The organism is Rhodococcus sp. AD45-ID (assembly GCF_003023755.1).
GTDB classification, from domain to species: Bacteria; Actinomycetota; Actinomycetes; order Mycobacteriales; family Mycobacteriaceae; genus Rhodococcus_F; species Rhodococcus_F globerula.
The window spans coordinates 691887-711195 of sequence record NZ_PYHL01000003.1; the positions used below are offsets into that span (position 1 = coordinate 691887).

18 protein-coding genes are annotated in these 19309 nt (G+C 61.9%); 10 read left to right on the top strand and 8 right to left on the bottom strand.

The window, feature by feature from the left end; translation table 11 throughout:
• Positions 1-31: 31 nt before the first annotated feature.
• On the top strand, positions 32-835 hold the full coding sequence (locus tag C7T36_RS27355) for a TetR/AcrR family transcriptional regulator (protein ID WP_045069048.1): 804 nt from the start codon (positions 32-34) through the stop codon (positions 833-835).
• Here the strand turns inward: C7T36_RS27355 and C7T36_RS27360 are convergent.
• Positions 770-1753: a sugar-binding transcriptional regulator gene (locus tag C7T36_RS27360; protein ID WP_045069050.1), complete on the bottom strand. Its 984-nt coding sequence runs from the start codon at positions 1751-1753 to the stop codon at positions 770-772. The genes C7T36_RS27355 and C7T36_RS27360 overlap by 66 nt on opposite strands.
• A gap of 238 nt (positions 1754-1991) precedes the next feature.
• On the opposite strand from C7T36_RS27360, the gene C7T36_RS27365 reads away from it, so the two are divergent.
• The 3 genes from C7T36_RS27365 (at position 1992) to C7T36_RS27375 (ending at position 6152) form a co-directional block, all read left to right on the top strand.
• A complete protein-coding gene (locus C7T36_RS27365; RefSeq protein ID WP_045069052.1) occupies positions 1992-2822 on the top strand; it encodes an MIP/aquaporin family protein in 831 nt (276 codons plus the stop codon).
• A 63-nt stretch (positions 2823-2885) separates the two neighbouring features.
• Positions 2886-4394 carry a glycerol kinase GlpK gene (gene glpK, locus C7T36_RS27370; RefSeq protein WP_033234112.1) on the top strand — a complete coding sequence of 503 codons (1509 nt, stop codon included), beginning with the start codon at positions 2886-2888 and terminating at the stop codon, positions 4392-4394.
• 48 nt (positions 4395-4442) lie between these two features.
• Positions 4443-6152 (top strand): glycerol-3-phosphate dehydrogenase/oxidase, encoded by a 1710-nt coding sequence (locus C7T36_RS27375; protein WP_106939828.1) that lies wholly within the window; start codon positions 4443-4445, stop codon positions 6150-6152.
• 34 nt (positions 6153-6186) lie between these two features.
• Here C7T36_RS27375 and C7T36_RS27380 read toward each other — a convergent pair whose 3' ends face one another.
• Complete coding sequence (locus C7T36_RS27380) at positions 6187-7398, bottom strand: low temperature requirement protein A (RefSeq protein WP_045069057.1); 1212 nt, start codon at positions 7396-7398, stop codon at positions 6187-6189.
• Between the two features lie 124 nt (positions 7399-7522).
• On the opposite strand from C7T36_RS27380, the gene C7T36_RS27385 reads away from it, so the two are divergent.
• The 3 genes from C7T36_RS27385 to C7T36_RS27395 all read left to right on the top strand — a co-directional run bounded on the left by C7T36_RS27385 (position 7523) and on the right by C7T36_RS27395 (position 9834).
• A complete protein-coding gene (locus C7T36_RS27385) occupies positions 7523-8293 on the top strand; it encodes a response regulator transcription factor (protein WP_230590122.1) in 771 nt (256 codons plus the stop codon).
• Positions 8294-8387: 94 nt separating this feature from the next.
• Positions 8388-9554 (top strand): LLM class flavin-dependent oxidoreductase, encoded by a 1167-nt coding sequence (locus C7T36_RS27390; protein ID WP_045069061.1) that lies wholly within the window; start codon positions 8388-8390, stop codon positions 9552-9554.
• Position 9555: 1 nt separating this feature from the next.
• The gene (locus C7T36_RS27395) at positions 9556-9834 is read left to right on the top strand and encodes a hypothetical protein (protein ID WP_045069063.1); all 279 of its coding nucleotides are present in this window, start codon (positions 9556-9558) and stop codon (positions 9832-9834) included.
• Between the two features lie 9 nt (positions 9835-9843).
• Here the strand turns inward: C7T36_RS27395 and C7T36_RS27400 are convergent, their stop codons facing one another.
• A complete protein-coding gene (locus C7T36_RS27400) occupies positions 9844-12276 on the bottom strand; it encodes a lysylphosphatidylglycerol synthase transmembrane domain-containing protein (RefSeq protein WP_033234118.1) in 2433 nt (810 codons plus the stop codon).
• 225 nt (positions 12277-12501) lie between these two features.
• On the opposite strand from C7T36_RS27400, the gene ppk2 reads away from it, so the two are divergent.
• Complete coding sequence (gene ppk2 / locus C7T36_RS27405) at positions 12502-13470, top strand: polyphosphate kinase 2 (protein ID WP_162487757.1); 969 nt, start codon at positions 12502-12504, stop codon at positions 13468-13470.
• Between the two features lie 10 nt (positions 13471-13480).
• Here the strand turns inward: ppk2 and mgrA are convergent, their stop codons facing one another.
• Genes mgrA through C7T36_RS27425 form a run of 4 tightly spaced genes read right to left on the bottom strand, consistent with a single transcriptional unit; the run spans position 13481 to position 17186 of the window.
• Positions 13481-14512: an L-glyceraldehyde 3-phosphate reductase gene (gene mgrA, locus C7T36_RS27410; RefSeq protein ID WP_045069067.1), complete on the bottom strand. Its 1032-nt coding sequence runs from the start codon at positions 14510-14512 to the stop codon at positions 13481-13483.
• Positions 14513-14528: 16 nt separating this feature from the next.
• Complete coding sequence (locus C7T36_RS27415) at positions 14529-15872, bottom strand: sensor histidine kinase KdpD (protein WP_045069069.1); 1344 nt, start codon at positions 15870-15872, stop codon at positions 14529-14531.
• The gene (locus C7T36_RS27420) at positions 15869-16573 is read right to left on the bottom strand and encodes a response regulator transcription factor (protein ID WP_033234120.1); all 705 of its coding nucleotides are present in this window, start codon (positions 16571-16573) and stop codon (positions 15869-15871) included. Before C7T36_RS27420 ends, C7T36_RS27415 begins: the two co-directional genes overlap by 4 nt.
• 37 nt (positions 16574-16610) lie before the next feature.
• Positions 16611-17186, bottom strand: a complete 576-nt coding sequence (locus C7T36_RS27425) for a TetR/AcrR family transcriptional regulator (protein ID WP_033234121.1) — start codon at positions 17184-17186, stop codon at positions 16611-16613.
• Between the two features lie 89 nt (positions 17187-17275).
• On the opposite strand from C7T36_RS27425, the gene C7T36_RS27430 reads away from it, so the two are divergent.
• Positions 17276-18271 (top strand): hypothetical protein, encoded by a 996-nt coding sequence (locus C7T36_RS27430; protein WP_045069791.1) that lies wholly within the window; start codon positions 17276-17278, stop codon positions 18269-18271.
• Here the strand turns inward: C7T36_RS27430 and C7T36_RS27435 are convergent.
• Complete coding sequence (locus C7T36_RS27435) at positions 18268-18645, bottom strand: DUF952 domain-containing protein (protein ID WP_033234122.1); 378 nt, start codon at positions 18643-18645, stop codon at positions 18268-18270. The two genes, C7T36_RS27430 and C7T36_RS27435, sit on opposite strands and share 4 nt — an antisense overlap.
• A gap of 76 nt (positions 18646-18721) precedes the next feature.
• Between C7T36_RS27435 and C7T36_RS27440 the strand changes: the two genes are divergently transcribed.
• Positions 18722-19309, top strand: a complete 588-nt coding sequence (locus tag C7T36_RS27440; RefSeq protein WP_045069792.1) for a TetR/AcrR family transcriptional regulator — start codon at positions 18722-18724, stop codon at positions 19307-19309.

Here is a 19309-nt window from a genome sequence, read left to right on the forward strand (position 1 = left end):
GATGAGGGCAAGAGCAAAGAGTGGGAGCTGTATGGATGGCGGCGCGCTACCGAGGGCGGTCGAACTGGCCTGGGGACTGGATCAGCCTGGAACGCGGGGTCCCAAGAAAGGGCTCAGTCTCGAGCAGATTCTCGACACCGCGATAGAGCTTGCCGACGCTGAAGGTGTCACCGCGCTGTCGATGGGCCGGGTGGCCAAATCCCTCGGATTCACGACCATGTCGCTCTATCGCTACGTAGCGAGCAAAGACGAACTGATCGAACTGATTTCGGATCGAGTGATCGGCCCACCGCCGGTAATTCCCGACGGAGTGTCCTGGCGCGCCAAGCTCGAAGTGTGGGCGAACCACGAGTACGCCACGATGCTGAGTCGATCCTGGTGGCTCAAGCTACCCATCACTGCCCCGCCGACCGGCCCCAACAACATGGCGTGGCTCGACGCGGGCCTGAGCGCCCTCGACGGGGTCGCTCTGAGTGCTGCGTCGAAGTTTCAGGTGGTGACCAACGTGTCGTTGTTCGTCATCGGCCGCGCCCGATTCTCGGCCGACCTGGCCTCGCGGTCGGCACAATCGGCAGACGACGACGTCGCATACGGTGCTCTCATTGCTCGTGTCATCAATCGCGAGGACTTTCCCTACCTCAGTGCCGCAATCGAGGAGGGTGGTTTCGAGGACGGCAGCCCGGAGGGTGAAGCAGCCGGCGATGACGCTTTCGATTTCGGTTTCTCGCTTGGCCTACTTCTCGACGGAATCGAGAAGCTGGTGCAGCGGTCAGGACACCAGCGCGGTGGCACTGACGTCGTCGATGATCAGGTCGGTGATCAGCCCACCTCGTAGTGCGCCCTCCAGCGCGGGCAGTTTTGCTGTTCCGGCGACGATGCACACGCGCCTGGCGACCTTCTCGAAAAGGTCCAGTCGTGGGCCGCTCGCGCGCTCGTTGAGTTCGATTCCGCGGTAGCTCCCGTCTGACCGGAAGAACACGGTTGCGATGTCGCCGACTACTCCGTCGCGTCGAAGTGCTTCTGCTTCATCGGGTTCGAGGTATCCGGCGGTGTAGACGTGACTCGGGACGTTGCCGCCCGGTACGCCGATGCTGAAGACTGCCAGGTCCATTCGCTTTTGCATGTCCAGTACGCGTTTGATACTTCGTTCGCGCCACAACTGCTCCCGGGTCTCCGGGTAGTCGAAGAATGCGGGGACCGGAAATCCTTGGGGGAGAGCGCCGTAGGCGTCGGCGATGGTTCTGATGATGTCGCTGGCGTACGAGATTCCGGTGGTGCGAGTATTCGCGGCGCCGTTGAGTTGCACGACGTACGAGTTGTACGTGCGTTTGGGGGCAAGGTGCTTGCTGACTTCACTGAGAGTGGTTCCCCAGGCGATCCCCATCACCATGTCGCTGTCGAAGAACGACGCCAGTAGCCTGCCGGCAAAAGTCGCGACCTTCTCGAGGCGCTCGAGATCTCCCACCAGTTCCGGGACTGTCACCACGTGGGCACGTACCCCGTATCGCTCCGAGAACTCACGCTCGATGCGGGGTGCTTGGCCGTGTGGGGTGCTGATCTTGATCTCGACGAGTCCGGACGTGCGCGCATAGGTGATCAGTCGCGAGACCGTGGATCTGGATACGCCCATGTCGCGGCCGATGGCGGCCATCGTCTGATCTTGGAAGTAGTAGAGGCGCGCGGCCTGGACGGCGTCGGAGATGCGAGGGTCCGCGGGGTCGGAGGTCGGGAAGTCGGAGGTCGGGGATTCCATGGCATTGTCCTGTCTGCACGTTCGTGCACGAGCGCTGAACCGAATCTTATCGGAGTAGCACCTGGCCGCCGCACTCCCGCGCGACAATTCCCTGAAACGTATCTGTTACCCGCATTACGGTGCGGAAATGCCCGGTTTGCACGTATGTGCACTGGCTATGCATGAATGTGCAACTGGCCTTAGGCTACGGATGCAGCAATCCAAACTATGACATGCATCACAATTGAGTGAGGGTGGGATGGAGAAAGCCAAGCGATTAGGGCTCCCCGGCGAGTTGGCAGCCGAGTTCGCAGGAACGATGATCTTGATCTTGTTCGGCGTCGGAGTTGTGGCGCAGGTGGTGTCCGGCGGGAGCGGCGGAGGGCTCGGTGGGCATGACAGCATCGCGTGGGCCTGGGGCCTGGGTGTCATGTTCGGAATCTATGTCGCCGGCCGGGTGACGGGTGCTCATCTGAACCCTGCCGTCACGTTCGCCTTCGCGATCTTCCGGGGATTCTCCTGGCGCAAGGTACTGCCGTACACCCTGGCGCAGACCGCTGGAGCCTTCGTCGCCGCGTTGATCGTCCGCTGGAATTACAACGACATGCTCAATGCAATTGATCCCGGACACACGACCGCCACTCAGACGATCTTCTCGACCATGCCCGGAAACGGAACGCTCCCGGTCAGCCTCGGCTCGGCGCTGATCGATCAGATCATCGGCACCGCCATCCTGTTGTTCCTCATCGTTGCAGTCACCGATTCTCGGGGAACTCCGCCGCTCGCGAATCTCGCGCCGTTTGTCGTCGGATTGATCGTGGTGGGAATCGGATTCGCCTGGGCGACCAACGCGGGCTACGCCATCAACCCGGCGCGCGACTTCGGCCCGCGACTGGCGTCGTATCTCACCGGCTACGGAAGTGCGTGGCGGGATCAGTACGGGAGCTTGTATTTCTGGGTGCCCATCGTGGGACCTCTGATCGGCGCTCCGATCGGAGTGTTCCTCTACGACAAGCTGGTTGGACGATTCCTGCCTGACGACGAGTCTGCAGAGAAGGCGATCGAGGAGCCGGCGACGATACCGGCGTGATCGCGAATCAACATCTCTGAGTAAATCTCTCGCACTTTCTCTCGATACCAAAGGGGTAGCACGATGGCGCAGTTCGTAGCCGCGATAGACCAGGGGACCACCTCCACACGTTGCATGATCTTCGATCACAGTGGGCACGTGGTTGCCGTCGAACAGCACGAGCACACACAGATCTTTCCGCAGGCAGGGTGGGTCGAGCACGATCCGATCGAGATCTGGGACAACGTCCGCAACGTCACCGCGGGCGCGTTGGCCAATGCGGACCTGACCGCGGCCGATATCGCATCCGTCGGAATCACCAATCAGCGAGAGACGGCGGTGGTGTGGGAACGCGCGACCGGAAAACCCGTCTACAACGCAATCGTCTGGCAGGACACGCGTACCGATCGGATCTGCACGGCTCTTGCCGGCGATGACGGACCCAAAAAGTACACGACGGTCACTGGATTGCCACTCGCAACGTACTTCTCGGGTCCGAAGGTCAAGTGGATACTCGACAATGTCGAGGGTGCTCGCGAGAAGGCCGAAGCAGGCGAGTTGTGCTTCGGCACGATGGACACCTGGGTGCTGTGGAACATGACCGGTGGTGTCGAAGGCGGAGTGCACGCCACCGACCCCACCAACGCGTCGCGCACTCTGTTGATGGATCTCGACACTCTCGCATGGGATTCGGCGATCTGCGCCGACATGGGTATTCCCGAATCCATGCTTCCCGAGATCCGTAGCTCGTCCGAGATCTTCGGATTCGTTCGTGAGCGTGGCACGCTGTCCGGAGTGCCGATTGCAGGAATTCTCGGCGATCAGCAAGCAGCGACCTTCGGTCAGGCCTGCCTCTCACCGGGCGAAGCGAAGAACACTTACGGAACCGGCAACTTCGTGCTCCTCAACACCGGCACCGAAAAGGTGATGAGCAAGAACGGATTGCTGACGACGGTCTGCTACAAGATCGGTGACCAACCGACGATCTACGCGTTGGAAGGATCGATCGCCGTGACCGGTTCGCTGGTTCAGTGGTTGCGGGACAACCTCGGAATGATCAGCAGTGCAGCAGATATCGAGGTGGATGCGCGTTCGGTGGACGACAACGGCGGAGCGTACTTCGTGCCCGCATTCTCGGGTCTTTTTGCTCCCCACTGGCGTGCGGATGCCCGCGGCGCCATCGTCGGCCTGACTCGGTTCGTGAACAAGGGCCACCTTGCCCGTGCGGTGCTCGAAGCGACCGCGTATCAGAGCCGTGAGGTCATCGATGCGATGAACCTCGACTCGGGCGTCGATCTGAAGGTTCTCAAGGTAGACGGCGGAATGGTCGCGAACGAACTGCTCATGCAGTTCCAGGCCGATCTGCTCGATGTCGAGGTGATCCGTCCGGTGGTTGCAGAGACCACGGCATTGGGCGCGGCGTATGCAGCCGGTCTCGCAGTCGGGTACTGGGACAGCGAGGACGATATCCGCAGCAACTGGGCGAAGGACAAGAGTTGGACGCCTTCGATGGATTCGGCCGAGCGTGACCGGTTGTACGCAGGATGGCAGAAGGCCGTCACACGGACCCTGGACTGGGTCGACGCGGACTGATCCTGCGTCCCCAATTTCTACCTATTTTCAAGTGAAGGAACCCTTTTCATGAGCACAGCACAAGCATTGAGTCCGTCCTCGCGGGCGGAGTCGCTGAAGAAGTTGGAAGAAACCGAACTCGATGTCCTGGTCATCGGCGGTGGCGTGGTCGGCGCGGGCAGCGCACTCGACGCCGCAACTCGAGGACTGAAGGTGGGCTTGGTGGAGGCACGTGACTTCGCGTCCGGAACCTCGAGCCGGTCCAGTAAGTTGTTCCACGGTGGACTGCGCTACCTCGAGCAGTTCAATTTTGCGCTCGTGTTCGAGGCACTGCGTGAGCGGTCCCTGGTACTGAACTCGCTGTGTCCGCACCTTGCGAAGCCGGTGCCGTTCATCTACCCGCTCGAGAAGCTGATCGACCGGCCGTACGTCGGTCTGGGCATCGGCGTTTACGACGTGATGGGCGCAGGCCGTGGGGTTCCCTCACACCACAAGCATGTGGGAAAGAAGAAGACCCTCGAATCGTTCCCTTCCGGAAAGCGTTCTGCCATCCGCGGTTCGGTCAAGTTCTACGAGGGACAGGTAGATGATGCCCGGCACACGATGATGCTGGCGCGCACGGCAGCCGAGTACGGCGCGCTGTGCGTCAACAGCACGCGCGTCGTCGGTTTCCTCCGCGAGGAGGACCGGGTTGTCGGTGTGAAGGCAGTGGATCTGGAAACCGGTCGCGCGTTCGAGATCCGGGCTCGCCAGGTCATCAACGCAGCAGGCGTGTGGACTGACGAGATTCAGGAAATGGTCGGTGGGCGAGGACAATTCCAGGTCCGCGCGTCCAAGGGCGTTCACCTGGTCGTCCCGCGCAACCGCATCAACTCGTCAACCGGAATCATCACGCGGACCGAGAAGAGCCTGCTGTTCGTGATCCCGTGGGGAAGCCACTGGATCATCGGTACGACGGACACGGACTGGAACCTCGACCTCGCGCATCCGGCAGCGAGCCGAAGCGACATCGACTACATCCTCGGTCATGTCAACAAGCTCCTCCAGGACGAGCTGACGCACGAGGATGTCGTCGGTGTGTACGCGGGACTGCGTCCGTTGCTGTTCGGCGAATCGGATTCGACCAGCACTCTCTCCCGTGAGCACGCGGTGTCGAGTCCGGTTCGGGGTTTGACGGTGGTGGCCGGTGGCAAGTACACCACCTATCGCGTGATGGCCAAGGACGCAGTCGATTCCGCGGTGCACGGACTCGAGCAGAAGGTGCCGAAGTCGTGCACCGAGCGTATTCAGTTGGGGGGCGCCGACGGTTACTTTGCCGCGTACAACAACCGGCACCTCACCGCTGAGCGCACCGGACTGCACGTTTCGACTATCGAACACCTGCTGGGTCGCTACGGCACGCTTGCGGACGAGTTGTTCGAACTCATCGAAGCGAGGCCGGAACTGGGACGGCCGTTGGACTCTGCCCCCGAGTACCTCGAGGCGGAGATTCACTACGCCGCGAGTCACGAGGGTGCGCAGCATCTCGACGACATCCTGACCCGCCGTACTCGTATATCGATCGAGGTCACGGACCGCGGCGACGCGGCAGCCGCGGAAGTAGCCGAACTGGTTGCGCCGGTGTTGGGTTGGACCCCCGAGCACATTGCCGAGGAGATCGAGCACTACCGGTTGCGCGTTGCAGCCGAGCGGGAATCTCAGGAGCAGCCCGACGATCTGACGGCTGATGCGGCGCGCCTGGGTGCACCGGACGTTCGCACGGGCGTCACCGTAGGGTGACTTCCGCTGTGCGCCTTTATTAACCGCGCGGGGGTTAATAAAGGCGCACAGCAGAGCGGCGCGAACGCCGTACCTGCGCGTACTCGTAGGCGTTCTGCCAGGCGACGGTGGCCACCAGCACCCAGATGATCCATGTCGCGCTCATATGTGTGCCGACGACGCCCATGACGATGGGGATCGCGGTGCAGGGGATCGCCCAGCCGAGCAGCCACCGTCGGTCCGACCGCGCAAACAGCCCTGCCACCGTGCTGATTCCGAAATAGACTGCGATGCTTCCGCACAACAGCCACCGCAGATTCGCGGGCGTATGCTCCGCACCGTGTTCGGTTGCCGCTCCGAGTCCTGCGACCAGAACCGCGATTGCGCCGGTGGTGAAACAGTGCATGGCCATGTCGATGCGAGCGGGAAACTTCTCGGACTGCAGGTGCGGAACGCCGGCGTGACCGTAGAGAAGCGAGAGCGCCCACATACCCGAGAGCAGGACAAACGACCCGACGGCGAGGCTGACCACCGTTGAGTCCCAGGTGAGCTTCGAGGCCGCGGAGATCACGAGGATCACACCCTCGCCCAGCACGATGATGACGTACAGGCCTAGCCGCTCTGCAAGGTGAGCCCGTTCGGAGTGCAGGGCTTCGAGTTCGGGCATCCGATCGTCCTTGAACCCACGGATCTTGATGATGCGGTCGAGCTTTTCCTGCGCGTCTGCCATGATCGCGGTGCCGGAGACGATGAACATGATCAGCAGATCGATGGTCACACCGGCGGTCCAGAGCCAGAACCGAGTTTCGCCCTCGAACCAGAACGAGACGATCCACGGAATCACGCCGAGAGACATCTGGGCGATCGGCCAGTCCACGACTATCTGGCCGTTGTGCCACACCCGACTCGCGAGCAGACGTACGGCCACGTAGGCGACAGCGAAGGCCAGCGCATGGTTGTCGTGGATGCCGGCCACGGCCGCCATCATGACGGCCAGTCCGAACATGGCGATCAGCATGCTCGGGATTCGGACGCGGTCGCCGGCAATGTTGCCGTACATCGTGAACGTCGCCCACGCGGTCCAGAACGCGAGATAGAGCAATGCGTAGAGCGCGACATCCGACCACGACGGCGAACCGTGGAGCAGGTGAGCCAACTGACCGATACCGGCAACCACGACCAGGTCGAAGAACAATTCGATCCATGACGCGTGTCGCTCGAGCACCGCCTTCTGCTTCGAGTCCGGTTCATTTCCGAGTTCCGACATAAAGCTCAGTATCGGTTATCGGCATCAACCGTGCTGGTAGGCAGCGAACTTGTCCGTTTTCTCGAAGTTGTGCTTATGCTGTCCGTTGAGTGATCTGGATCATAGTTCGGGTGAGGTGGTCGACGTGCACGGTAGCGGTAACCTCGCGCTGTCCGCTGCGGACTACGACCGTGTCTTTGCGATCCTCGACTACTGTTCGGCCGCGAGAACGCTCGATCAGCTCAAGAACCTCCTCATGGTCGCGTTGCACGATCACTACCGCTGCCCCAACACCACCTTCCTCGTCGGTCCCACATTCACATCGGCATTCGCTGACCCGAATCCGGTGACCACGGGTCGGATTACTCCGATTCTCGACGAGTATCAAGCGCGGTGGTATCCCGATGACGTGTTCGCGACAGCGCAATCTCGGGCGACATTGATGTCATCCCCGGCCATCACCCACACTCAATTATTGGATGTGCCATCGGAATCGGCGACGTACCTCAGCGATTTTCTTTATCGCAAGCGTTTGCACAGCGCAGCGGTCATGCACCTCCAACTGGCTCATGGCGTTCACGGATTGGTCGGGATTTTCGATTCGGAGGGCAAGGATCTGTCCGCGACCGACGTGGCGGGTTTGGGGATAGTGGGTCGGCAACTATCACTGTTGTGTCAGACCTTGCCCGGTCAGTCGAGTCCGAGTTGGCAGGAAAAGTTGACGCGGCGGCAGCGTGATCTTGCCGAACTGTTGGCCGACGGCCATACCAACGACGAGATCGCGGTGATCTTGTCGTTGAGTCCCGACACGGTGAAGAAATACGTCAGCCGGATCCTCGCTGTGCTGCACGTGCGCAATCGGGCGGAGTTCGTGAAGTTGGTCTACCAGCACAAATTGGCCGACCAGCAGGCCTGAAATTATCCACTTTCGTGCACTGTGACTGGCGTCACTCGATGGATAGCCTTTGTGTGCACGGCCAAGAATTGGACCACGGCACAAGGAGAAACTCATGAGCAGGCTTCGCTTCGGGTATTTCATGGCACCGTTCCACGTCCCCGGACGTAATCCGACGGCAGCGTTGCAGCGCGATCTCGAACTGGTCGAACATCTCGACCGGTTGGGCTACGACGAGGCGTGGTTCGGTGAACATCACTCCGCCGGAAGCGAAATCATTGCATCACCGGAAATTATGATTGCCGCGGCATCGCAGCGGGCACCGCGAATCCGGTTCGGAACCGGCGTGACGTCGCTGTCGTATCACAATCCCCTGTGGGCAGCTGATCGAATCATGCAGTTGGACCATCTGACTCACGGTCGCACGATCTTCGGCGTCGGGCCCGGATCGTTGCCCACCGACTCGGCGATGATCGGACTCAATCCGACAGACACGCGAGAGTTGTTGCAGGAGAATCTCGACATCGTCGTTCGGCTGCTCCGCGGCGAGACGGTATCGGCAAAGACCCGCACTCACGAGTTGTTCGACGCGAAGCTGCAACTCGCCCCGTATTCGGAGAACGGTATCGAAATAACCGTTGCCGCAGTCGCTTCCCCGACCGGGCCACGCCTGGCCGGCACACATGGTCTGGGTTTGCTGTCCATCGGTGCGACCCTGTCCGCCGACGGTTTCGATGCGCTGGCACATCATTGGAACGTGATGGAGGAGCGCGCAGAAGCCAACGGCACCACGGTGGACCGTCGCAGGTGGTCTCTGGCGGGGCCGTTCCACATCGCGGAAACCGAGGCGGAAGCGCGCAAGCAGGTGGAGTACGGAATCGAGGAGTGGTTCGACTACTTCCAGCACGTCGCGGCCTTCCCTCAGATGGCGGTCTCGGGGTCTCGTTTGAACGAGATGATCGACTTCGTCAACGAGGCGGGAATCGGCGTTATCGGCACGCCGGAGCAGGCTCGGCGTCAAGTGCAACGACTGTGGGATCAGTCCGGTGGATTCGGATGCATGCTGCAGATGGGACATGACTGGGCGAATCCGCAGGACACGCGTCGTTCGGCAGAGTTGTTCGCGCAGGAGGTCTTTCCCCATTTCCAGGGGCAGGCGCAGGCTACGTTGGATGCAGCGCAGCATGCACGGGCCGTCCGGGAGGGACATGCCAAGGCACAACTCGACGCGGTGGATCATATGACGAAGAAGTACGCCCAAGAGGTCGCAGACAAGGCCTGACGTGTACATCAGGGTCGAGGAAGGCCGGGTCAGCGTCGAGGATGCCGGGAACCTACGGGACTTCCATGTCGAGGTGCCGTCGGACATGACCGAGCGTGAACTCGACGAGGTGCTGCGCGCCCGGGATTTCGGTTATGCGCGCGGTGCAAGCGCTTTCATTCTCACGAAGCGAATCGAGAACGCTGCGGCAGGCGTAGCGGAGATGATCGACTACGCCAGGAGTAAGGGCTGGATAGACGAGGACGGAAAAGCCTTGCAAGCCCACGTTGTTCGCACGTAGCGGCTTCTTTCAGACCATGTCTTTCTTCTGTAGCCATCGCAAGATGGGCCAACCGCAGAAGACGGGCAGCCAGCAGGTCAGCACGCGGTAGAGGAGGACCGACGGGACCGCAATGCTCGCGGGGAGTCCGAATGCCGTCAGGCCGCCGATGAGGGCGGCCTCGACGGCGCCGACGCCGCCGGGTGTCGGGGCGGCAGATGCAAGCGTTCCGCCGATCATGGTCACGATCGTGACGGTGATGAACGTTGTTCCGCCGCCGAACGCTTCGACGCTGGCCCACAGTGCCAATGCTGCGCCGAGAGTTGTTGCCGCACTTCCGCCGACGATGATGAGGAAGCGTGTGGGGTTACGTGCCAGCTGACTCAGTTCGCCGAGAACCTCGGTGATCTGTGGCTTGAGATCCTCGTTGAGCCAGCGCCGCAGTTTGGGGATGAACATGAATGCGCCCAGAATTCCCAGGGCGATGCCGCCGATGAGGGACAGCACTGTCGTTCCGGGGATGAAGTGCGACAGGTTGGCATCTCGGCCGGCCACGACGGAAAAGAAGATCAGCAGACCCACGTGGGTCACTACTTGAACCGTCTGTTGCAACGCAACTGCAGCTGTGGCTCGGACGGTTCCGAGTCCACCCTTCTGGAGGAAGCGCACACTCAGCGCCAGGCCGCCGACACCGGCCGGCGTGGTGGTGGCCGCAAACGTGTTGGCCACCTGCATGATCAGCAGATGTCGATAGCTGACCATCGACGACGCGCAGGCCCACAGCGCTGCGGCGGCACCGACATACGTCAGTGCTGAGACTCCGAGTCCTAGCAGTGCCCACCACCAGTTGGCGGTCTCGAGTTCGGACAGGAATGTCGGCACCTGAACCACGAACGGGTAAGCGACGTAGACCAAGCCGATGAGGAGCACCAGCTGGATGATCTGATTGCGACTGAATCGTGTGACCTGTGCCGGGGCGACTTTCTCGATGCCGTTCTTGGCGCCGACTTCGTCGCGGATCTCGGTCATCAGCGGGGTGGAATCGGGGATTCCCTTGCGGATTCGGTTCGGCATAGCTGAGGCGGTCAATCGTCCGGAAGCGGCAAGAATTGTTTCCGCGCCCTGGGTGCGGATAGCCGCGTCCACAGCCGACTCGACGCCGAACAGTGCTGCCGTGGTGAGGAGCAGCTGTGCGTTGTCCGATTGCATCTGCACGTCGGTAGCGCCGAATTCGGAGTAGGCGTAACCGCCGAACAGGACTCCGCCGCCGTCGATGTGGATCTCGGATGCGCGGAGGTCGCCGTGTGCCATCTGGTGGACGTGTGTCGTGTGCAGTGTCTGCCACAGTGTGTCGACAAGCTTGGTGGACGGACCGTCCGCGTCGAGATCCTCGGTTTTCTGATCCCGGGCAGCGACGGTGAGCGGGATCCCACGGGGAGTGGGGCGAGCGTACATTTCCCAGCCACGATCGAGTGGTGCGGTTGCCACTGCCTTGGAGCTTGCGAGTCCGATGTCGGCAAACGCGATTCCCATCAACGCACGATGTTCGACGGCTCGGCGGAGCGACGCATGACGCGGCGGAGTCTCGCGATTGCGCAGGGAAATCCAGCGGAAAGTCTGCCGGATCACGCCGCTGCTGCGCTGATTCTGTCCGTACAGTTCGACGGTCAGATCCTCGCAGAGTTCGTCGTCGGGGACTTCGTCGACGGCTGCGGACAGTACGAGTGGACCGAGACCTGAGGGGCTGACCACTCGGAACGCCGTGACCCGGTAGCCGCGTTTCGACAGCACACGCACTGCGGAATCGAGCGGAACTTCGAGAGCGGGTGTGCCGACCAGCAGGACGATGACGGCACCGATGAGATAACCGACGGCCAATCCGAGCATCGACCGGGCGGGCACGATCGCACTGACGACGAGGTGGATCGGCGCGAACAGCAGAAGCAAGGTCCACCAGACACGTCGCCACTTCTTTGCCAGCCACGGTCCGGACACGGTCAGAACGGCGGCCAGCATCGCGATCCAGCGGGGATCGTCGAGGAACTGGGACAGGAAGGTGGCGTCGAGGCGGTCGGGCACGTCGAGGTGCCATTTCGGGGCGGAGAGCCCGGTTCCGGTGAATGACAGCGCCACCAGCGCGCACATCGCCGCCGCGGCATACCCGGCAAACAGTTTCCAGCGTCTGCCGACGATCAGTTCGATGAGAATCGCGAACGGCAGAGCCAGGATAGAGAGGCCGTACAGCAGGTACACCGTGTCGGACAGGCTGGGCGAGAGAACACCGACGATGTTGGACACGGAGGTCTCGAGGGCGTCCCACTGACTACGGGTGATCAGCGAACCGGCGATCACACCGCCAAGGACTACCGCAGCAAATACGACGCGCATGATGTCGCTGGTTCTGCGTTGCAGCGGCGGCAGCAGACTTCCCGTTACCGGGATGTCCCGTCCGTCAACACGCATATCCTCAGAACTCTTCTCATGCAGGTATCGGCAGCCGTTGTGGTTACCTCGACTCAAAGTACCGTGCCGGCGTCAGTGCGCCGCAAGGCAGCGACGTGTTGTCCATCCGCGAGCAAGCACGTGTTGCCGCGCGTTCGCGGTAAATGCAGCAGAGATCGTACGTGGCCGGACATCAGAGCGTAAAATTCACATTCCGGATGCTCGACGGTAAGGAGCGCACCACTTATGAGTCCTGAGTCGAACGGTGTCGACGGTCGGGTTCCAGACTTGTCCGTCAAAGGCGCCAGAATCTCCGTGACCGAGGACTACGCGCACGAGATCGACGAGATTGCGAACCTGACGGACAAACTCGGTGGGCTGGAGCCTGCCGAATACGCGGATGCCTGGAAACAGGGGTACCCGTACGAGAAGAAGATGTCGCGGCGGGAGTACGAGCGTAAGAAGCGCCGCCTCCAGATCGAATTGCTCAAGCTGCAGTTGTGGGCCAAGGAGACCGGTCAGAAGATTCTGATCATCTTCGAAGGGCGAGACGCGGCGGGCAAGGGTGGTTCCATCAAGCGGTTCACAGAACATCTCAATCCGCGTGGCGCGCGCGTCGTTGCCCTGGAGAAGCCGACCGATATCGAGCGCACACAGTGGTATTTCCAGCGGTACGTCGCGCATCTTCCGAGTGGCGGCGAAATCGTGATGATGGACAGGTCGTGGTACAACCGCGCCGGCGTCGAACGTGTGATGGGGTACTGCACGCCGACGCAGTATCTCGAATTCATGCGGGAAGCACCGGACTTCGAGCGGATGCTCGTCAACTCCGGGATTCACCTGCACAAGCTGTGGTTCTCGGTGAGCCGTGAGGAGCAGTTGGCGCGGTTCGCCGCCCGTCGAACCGACCCGGTGCGTCAGTGGAAGCTATCACCGACCGACCTTGCCTCCCTGGACAAGTGGGACGACTACACCCAGGCCAAGGAGGCGATGTTCTTCTACACGGACACCGGCGACGCTCCGTGGACGGTGATCAAGAGCAACGACAAGAAACGCGCTCGGCTCGAGGCGATGCGTCACGTGCTCGCCTCCTTCGAATACCCCAACAAGGATCACCGGGTTGTGGGAATCCCGGATCCCCTGATCGTCGGACCGGCGTCAGCCGTCTTCGAAGAGGGCGAGCACGTCAACGTCGAGTTGCCGACCCTGGCCTAGGTCCGCCTGTTCAGATCGAACTGGCCTCCGCCCACAGATTGATGCCGCTCTCACGCGCGTGTCGATCGATGGAGGCGAGTTCGTCGGCGCTGAACTCGAGATTGTCGAGTGCTCCGACGTTGGCTTCGAGCTGCGGCACACTGGATGCTCCGATCAGCACCGAGGTGACGCGCGAATCGCGGAGCGCCCAGCTGAGCGCGAGTTGCGCCAATGACTGGCCACGACCACTGGCGATGGCGTCGAGGGCCCGGATGTGGGTCAGAGCATCGTCGGTGAGCCACGACGGGTCGAGTGATTTGCCTTGTGCCGCACGTGAATTCTCGGGGACGCCGTCGAGGTAGCGGTCGGTGAGCATTCCCTGGGCCAAGGGGGAGAACGCAATCACGCCGACGCCGAGTTCGTCGACAGTGGCGAGTAGATCCTGTTCGATCCAGCGGTTCAGCATCGAGTAACTCGGCTGGTGGATCAACAGCGGAACACCGGCTGCTTCGAGTAGTGCGGCGATCGCGCCGGTGCGCTCGGGGGAGTACGAACTGATCCCCGCATACAACGCCTTGCCCTGCTGGACGGCGCTGATGAGAGCTCCGGCAGTCTCCTCGATCGGGGTCTCCGCGTCGGGGCGGTGACTGTAGAAGATGTCGACGTAGTCGATACCGAGGCGGCTCAGCGACTGGTCGAGTGAAGCCAGCAGGTACTTGCGTGAACCGCCGAAACCGTAAGGGCCCGGCCACATGTCCCACCCGGCTTTCGACGAGATAATCAACTCGTCGCGATGGGATGCAAAGTCCTCCCGCAAGATCCGTCCGAAATTGGTTTCGGCACTGCCGTACGGCGGGCCGTAGTTGTTGGCCAGATCGAAGTGGGTGATGCCGAGGTCGAATGCGCGTCGTAGCACGGCCCGTTGGCGGTCGATGGGGACGTCGTCGCCGAAGTTGTGCCACAGGCCCAGTGAAATGGCGGGAAGCTTCAACCCGCTCTTGCCGGTACGACGGTAGGGCATGGTGTTGTAGCGATCGGGCTGCGCGACATACGGTTCGGACATTGTTCCTGCCTTCGATTCAGTGGTGCGTTGACAGATCCTTGAGTTCGATCAGCAGTCGTGCACCGCCCAACGGGCTGTCGTGGAACCATGTGCTGCCGCCGTGTATGGAGGCTTGCTGCGCTACCAGTGCAAGCCCCAACCCGGAACCGGTCTGACTCGCAGTGGACCCGCGGGTGAATCGCCCGAACACTGCTTCGCGCTCGTCTACCGGGATACCTGCCCCGTTGTCGTCGACGGTGATGGTGAACTCGGCGGGTGCGGCGGCCCGATAACTCAGCGTGATACGCACTTCGGTGGCACGGCCGTGCCGCACGGCATTGGTGATGGCATTGTCGAGAATCAGACGAATTCCACCTGGGAGTGCGTGAATGCGATACGGCACAGGCGAATCGGCGGCGTCGACGCTCACGCGCAGATCCGGATACAGGCGCATCGCCTCCTCGGCGGCGATATCGCACACTTCGATCAGATCGGTGTCCTTGAAGTCCTCGGACGTGGACAGTTCGCCCTTCGCAAGTCGCTCGAGGTCTCGCAGGGTCGATTCCACCCGGCCTTGAGCGCGGGCGAGATCAACCAGAATCTCTTGTCTCTGAGACTGGTTCAGATCAAGGGTGGACAGCACTTCGATATCTGTGCGCATTGCTGTCAGCGGAGTGCGTAGCTCGTGTGCGGCAGCGGAGGCAAAGTCGCGGGCAGTTGCCAACGCCGACGTCGTGGCAGCTTGTGCGCTGGCGACGTCCTTGAGCATCGACTCTGCTGCTGCCGCAAGCTCGTCCGCCTCTCGGATGCCGGAAACCTGCGTCGCGAGGTCCGGGTCGCGTCGGGCGATCCGGCGGGTCAATTCCACCAGCGGACGCACAGCGGGGCCGCCGAACAACCACCCAAGGGCGGCGGCAGCGGCCACGGCGCCCAGTCCGAAGAAGGCAACCTGACGTTGCTGTTCGACCGTGATGTCGCGAGCTTCTGCATACGGAACTGCCAGTGAGACAAGAGCGTTGATGCCTTCGGCTTTCGAGGTGTATGCGCGGTACTTGGTTCCGTCGACTTCGACGGTTTCCGAACCCGGCGGCAGTTCCGGCAACCGGGTGGGTGTGCTCGACATGACCGTTCCGTCGGTGGCGGTGCGGATCGTCACCGAGAACGCGCCGGCGTCCCCGAACGCTCCGAGGAACGGGCCGGCCGTCGCAGCGTTGGCCACGAGTACCGTCGACGCGGTTTCGAGGCGACGGTCCAACTGTGCCAGGTTGTTTCGTGCGATGGCCAACGCCACGACAGCCCCGAGTGCGAGGACGATGAACGTGGCCCCCAACGCGGCAGCGGCAGCTACTCGGATTCGGAGTGAGTATTGCCGAGGCTTCACGGATTTTCCCGCAGGACAAAACCGACACCGCGCACGGTGTGCAGCAGTCGCGGCGAGCCGCCCGACTCGAACTTGCGGCGAAGATATCCGATGAACACGTCAACGACGTTGGTGTCCGCGACGAAGTCGTACCCCCACACAAGTTCGAGGAGGCGTTCGCGGGTGAGAACGATGCCGGAATTGTGTGCGAGCACTTCGAGCAACTCGAATTCGCGTTTGGTCAACGGGACCTCACTGCCGTCGACGCGAACGCGTCGTCCGGACAGGTCGATGTCGAGATTGCCGACGCGCAAGGTGTTGGCGCCTTCGCCGCGGTCACTGGCCGGGGCATTGCTCCGCCTCAGCATTGCCCGGATCCGAGCGATCAGTTCGGCGAGGACAAAGGGTTTGACCATGTAGTCGTCGGCTCCGGATTCGAGTCCGGCAATCCTGTCGTCGACAGAATTTCGGGCACTCAGCACACAGATGGGGATTTCGTTGCCTGCAGCGCGTAGCGCGGTGACGACTCCGGTGCCGTCGAGTACCGGCATGTTGATGTCGAGAACCACCGCGTCAGGATGCTTGTTCGCGATCACACGGAGGGCGTCGGCGCCGTCGACCGCCGTCAGGACGGTGAATCCCGTAAGCCTCAATCCGCGTTCGAGGGAAGAGCGGACGTCGGCGTCGTCGTCGACCACGAGGATGAGCGGAGTGTCGGTCACCGCCCTATTGTGCCCGCGGGATTGTCAGATTTGGGGATCAGACCGGTAAATCGGTGCCGTCCGGTCGTAGACCGGCCATGAACACCGCGACCAACCTCGGGACCAGGTTCGGCATGGCCTCGTCGGACAGTTCGATTTGTGGGCGGGTCAGTTTGGCCAGGGCCATGACAAATTCGAGGGGTTGAAGATCGGCGCGGACCAGTCCGGCGCTCTGAGCGGCGCCGATTGTCGCGGTCATCTTCGCTTTCGTCACCTCGCGCACTGCCAGAACTTCGGGGGCCAACTCGGTGAAACTATGTTCCACCAGGGCAGGAATGAGCGCACCCAGGCGCAGTTCCACGAGCCGATCCACCAACGTGTGCCACGCGTTTGTCGGATCGGTTGGCATCGCTGTGAGGGCGATGTCCGCAGCCTCTCGGACGTCGGTCAGCGTCGCGACGGCGACCGCGGTCACCAGGTCCTCGCGCGTCGGAAAATTGCGATAGAGCGTGGCTATCCCCACTTTCGCTAGTTCTGCGACCGCGTCGAGGGGGGCGTCGTGCCCACGCTCGGTGAACACCGCTCGTGCGGCGTCGACTATTGCGTTCCTGCGTTCGCGTGCATCGGCTCGCACATTCACCTCCGGTATTGACAGTTCATCATAACCGGAGGAATATCTTCCACAAATAGTGGAGAAAAAACTTCCACTTAGGGAAGGTGATCATGAACGTCGAAGCTGAAGCACGGGATCGCAAGAAGCTGGTGGCCGTGGTGTTGGGCTTGTCCGCCGTGATCGGGCTGATGCTGCTCGCTTTCGTGCTGCCCTCGGTAAACAGTGGCCCGCACGAACTGAAGTTGGGCATCACCGGTCCAGTCCAGGCAACCACGCAGATCAGCGCCTCGCTCGAGGCGACCAAGCCGGGTGCCTTCGACACCCAGAACTTCGCCGATGTCGACTCCCTTCGCGACGCGATTCGCAATCGAGACGTGGTCGGCGGAATCGCCGTCGACGCGACCGGCCCTCACGTGCTGATCGCGACCGCCGGCGGTACGCCGATCGCTCAAACCCTGACCGGGGTGGCCAACGGCCTCTCGGAGGCTTCGGGGGCACAGGTGCCCGTCGAAGACGTTGTGCCGCTGACGGCGGACGATCCGACTGGTGCTGGGCTCACGGCATTGGCCCTGCCGCTGGTGTTCGGAGGAATCATGCCTGCTGTTGTTCTCGTGCAACTGTTTCCGCGCAGTATCGTCAAGCGAGTGCTGGGCGCCGTCGGCGTCGCGGTTGTCGCTGGTTTTGCACTGACTGCCATTCTGCAGTTCGGCACCAATAGCCTTGACGGAAACTACCTGCTCACCGCCCTAACGCTCACCGTGGGTATTTCGGCTATTTCGCTCCCCATTCTGGGGCTCGAATCGCTGCTCGGGATGAAGGGGTTCGCGTTAGGCGCCGTCACGATGATGTTCGTCGGCAATCCGCTCTCGGGGATGGCGACAACGGCGGCGTGGTTGCCTGCGGGTTGGGGTGCGTTGGGGCAACTGCTCCCGCCGGGCGCCGCAGGGGCATCAGTCCGCTCGATGGCCTTCTTCGACGGCAATGGAGCAGGCACACCACTACTGGTGCTGTTGTGCTGGATTGCTGCGGGGATTGCGCTGTGCGTTGCCGCCGGCCGGAAGAAGTCGTCGATGCCGGTAGCCGAACCAGAGGCTGTGCTGGTCTAGCGGGCGTGGGTTGCGTACGGGGTCAGGTCGGGAATCGGCCAGGCCCCGTCAACGCGTTCCACGGCGAGTTCGGCGACCACGGTGTCCTCGTCCATCGGTAGAGGTCGGAGAATTCGAGGCTTTCCGGCCTCCCGTTCGACGTCGATGCCCGCGGAGGTCAGAGCGTCCTCGTCGATGACGGCGACGATCAGCGGCAGGGTCAGGTCGCCGAACACCAGATCGAGCACCGAAGCGAGTGCGTCCGGGGTGGTTGCGCGGATGAATCCCGCCTCGTCGTAACTGATTCCGCGAGTGGAGACCTCATATTCACCGAAGCGCTTGCACGCTTCCCAATCGTCTGCGATTGCGACGTGGACGAGTCGTTGTCCGGTCATGGGGTGCTCCTGTAAGGTTCTAGTTAATGAAACGTCAACGTAGCATTAATTGCGTGGCACCGTAATGGGGGACTTGATGGAGCAACCTCGCCGACGAGGGAGAACCAGTGACGCCGAGCGCGCTGACCGGCGTAACGAAATCCTCGACGTCGCGGTCGACTCGTTTCGGGAAGTCGGCTTTGCGCGAACGACCATCGATGCGATTGCCACGGCGGCCGGCGTCGCCAAGCGCACCGTGTACAGCTACTTCGGCGACAAGTCTGCGGTGTTTGCAGCTGCCGTCGCACGTCAGCACTCGTACGTCGAGAATGCAGGCAGTGGCCAGTCCGACCTTCTCTCAGCAGCAGTGGATATCGTCGTCGCCTTGCACAGCGAAAATTCGATTGCACTGCACCGCATGATGATTGGTGAGGCATTGCAGTTCCCTGACCTGGCGGCAGCTTTCTACGAATCCGGCCCAGCCAAGTCGATTGCCTTCCTGGAAAAGATATTGCTGGATCAGCACGGTGAGGAGGCTGCGCTGTGCGCGGATCAGCTGTACACCTTGCTGCTCGGTGAGGAACACCGTCGGCGATTGCTCGGGGTCGCCTCCGAACCGACACCCGAGAAAGCTGGGCAACTTGCTGCTCGGGCGATGGGGTGCGTTCTGGGATCTGATCGGTAG

What these genes read in the sequence shown, in the direction of transcription:
- C7T36_RS27355 (WP_045069048.1), top strand. Translation starts at nt 32, where the DNA reads ATGGATGGCGGCGCGCTACCGAGGGCGGTCGAACTGGCCTGGGGACTG.
- C7T36_RS27360 (WP_045069050.1), bottom strand. Translation starts at nt 1,753, where the DNA reads ATGGAATCCCCGACCTCCGACTTCCCGACCTCCGACCCCGCGGACCCT.
- C7T36_RS27365 (WP_045069052.1), top strand. Translation starts at nt 1,992, where the DNA reads ATGGAGAAAGCCAAGCGATTAGGGCTCCCCGGCGAGTTGGCAGCCGAG.
- glpK (WP_033234112.1), top strand. Translation starts at nt 2,886, where the DNA reads ATGGCGCAGTTCGTAGCCGCGATAGACCAGGGGACCACCTCCACACGT.
- C7T36_RS27375 (WP_106939828.1), top strand. Translation starts at nt 4,443, where the DNA reads ATGAGCACAGCACAAGCATTGAGTCCGTCCTCGCGGGCGGAGTCGCTG.
- C7T36_RS27380 (WP_045069057.1), bottom strand. Translation starts at nt 7,398, where the DNA reads ATGTCGGAACTCGGAAATGAACCGGACTCGAAGCAGAAGGCGGTGCTC.
- C7T36_RS27390 (WP_045069061.1), top strand. Translation starts at nt 8,388, where the DNA reads ATGAGCAGGCTTCGCTTCGGGTATTTCATGGCACCGTTCCACGTCCCC.
- C7T36_RS27400 (WP_033234118.1), bottom strand. Translation starts at nt 12,276, where the DNA reads ATGCGTGTTGACGGACGGGACATCCCGGTAACGGGAAGTCTGCTGCCG.
- ppk2 (WP_162487757.1), top strand. Translation starts at nt 12,502, where the DNA reads ATGAGTCCTGAGTCGAACGGTGTCGACGGTCGGGTTCCAGACTTGTCC.
- mgrA (WP_045069067.1), bottom strand. Translation starts at nt 14,512, where the DNA reads ATGTCCGAACCGTATGTCGCGCAGCCCGATCGCTACAACACCATGCCC.
- C7T36_RS27430 (WP_045069791.1), top strand. Translation starts at nt 17,276, where the DNA reads ATGAACGTCGAAGCTGAAGCACGGGATCGCAAGAAGCTGGTGGCCGTG.
- C7T36_RS27435 (WP_033234122.1), bottom strand. Translation starts at nt 18,645, where the DNA reads ATGACCGGACAACGACTCGTCCACGTCGCAATCGCAGACGATTGGGAA.
- C7T36_RS27440 (WP_045069792.1), top strand. Translation starts at nt 18,722, where the DNA reads ATGGAGCAACCTCGCCGACGAGGGAGAACCAGTGACGCCGAGCGCGCT.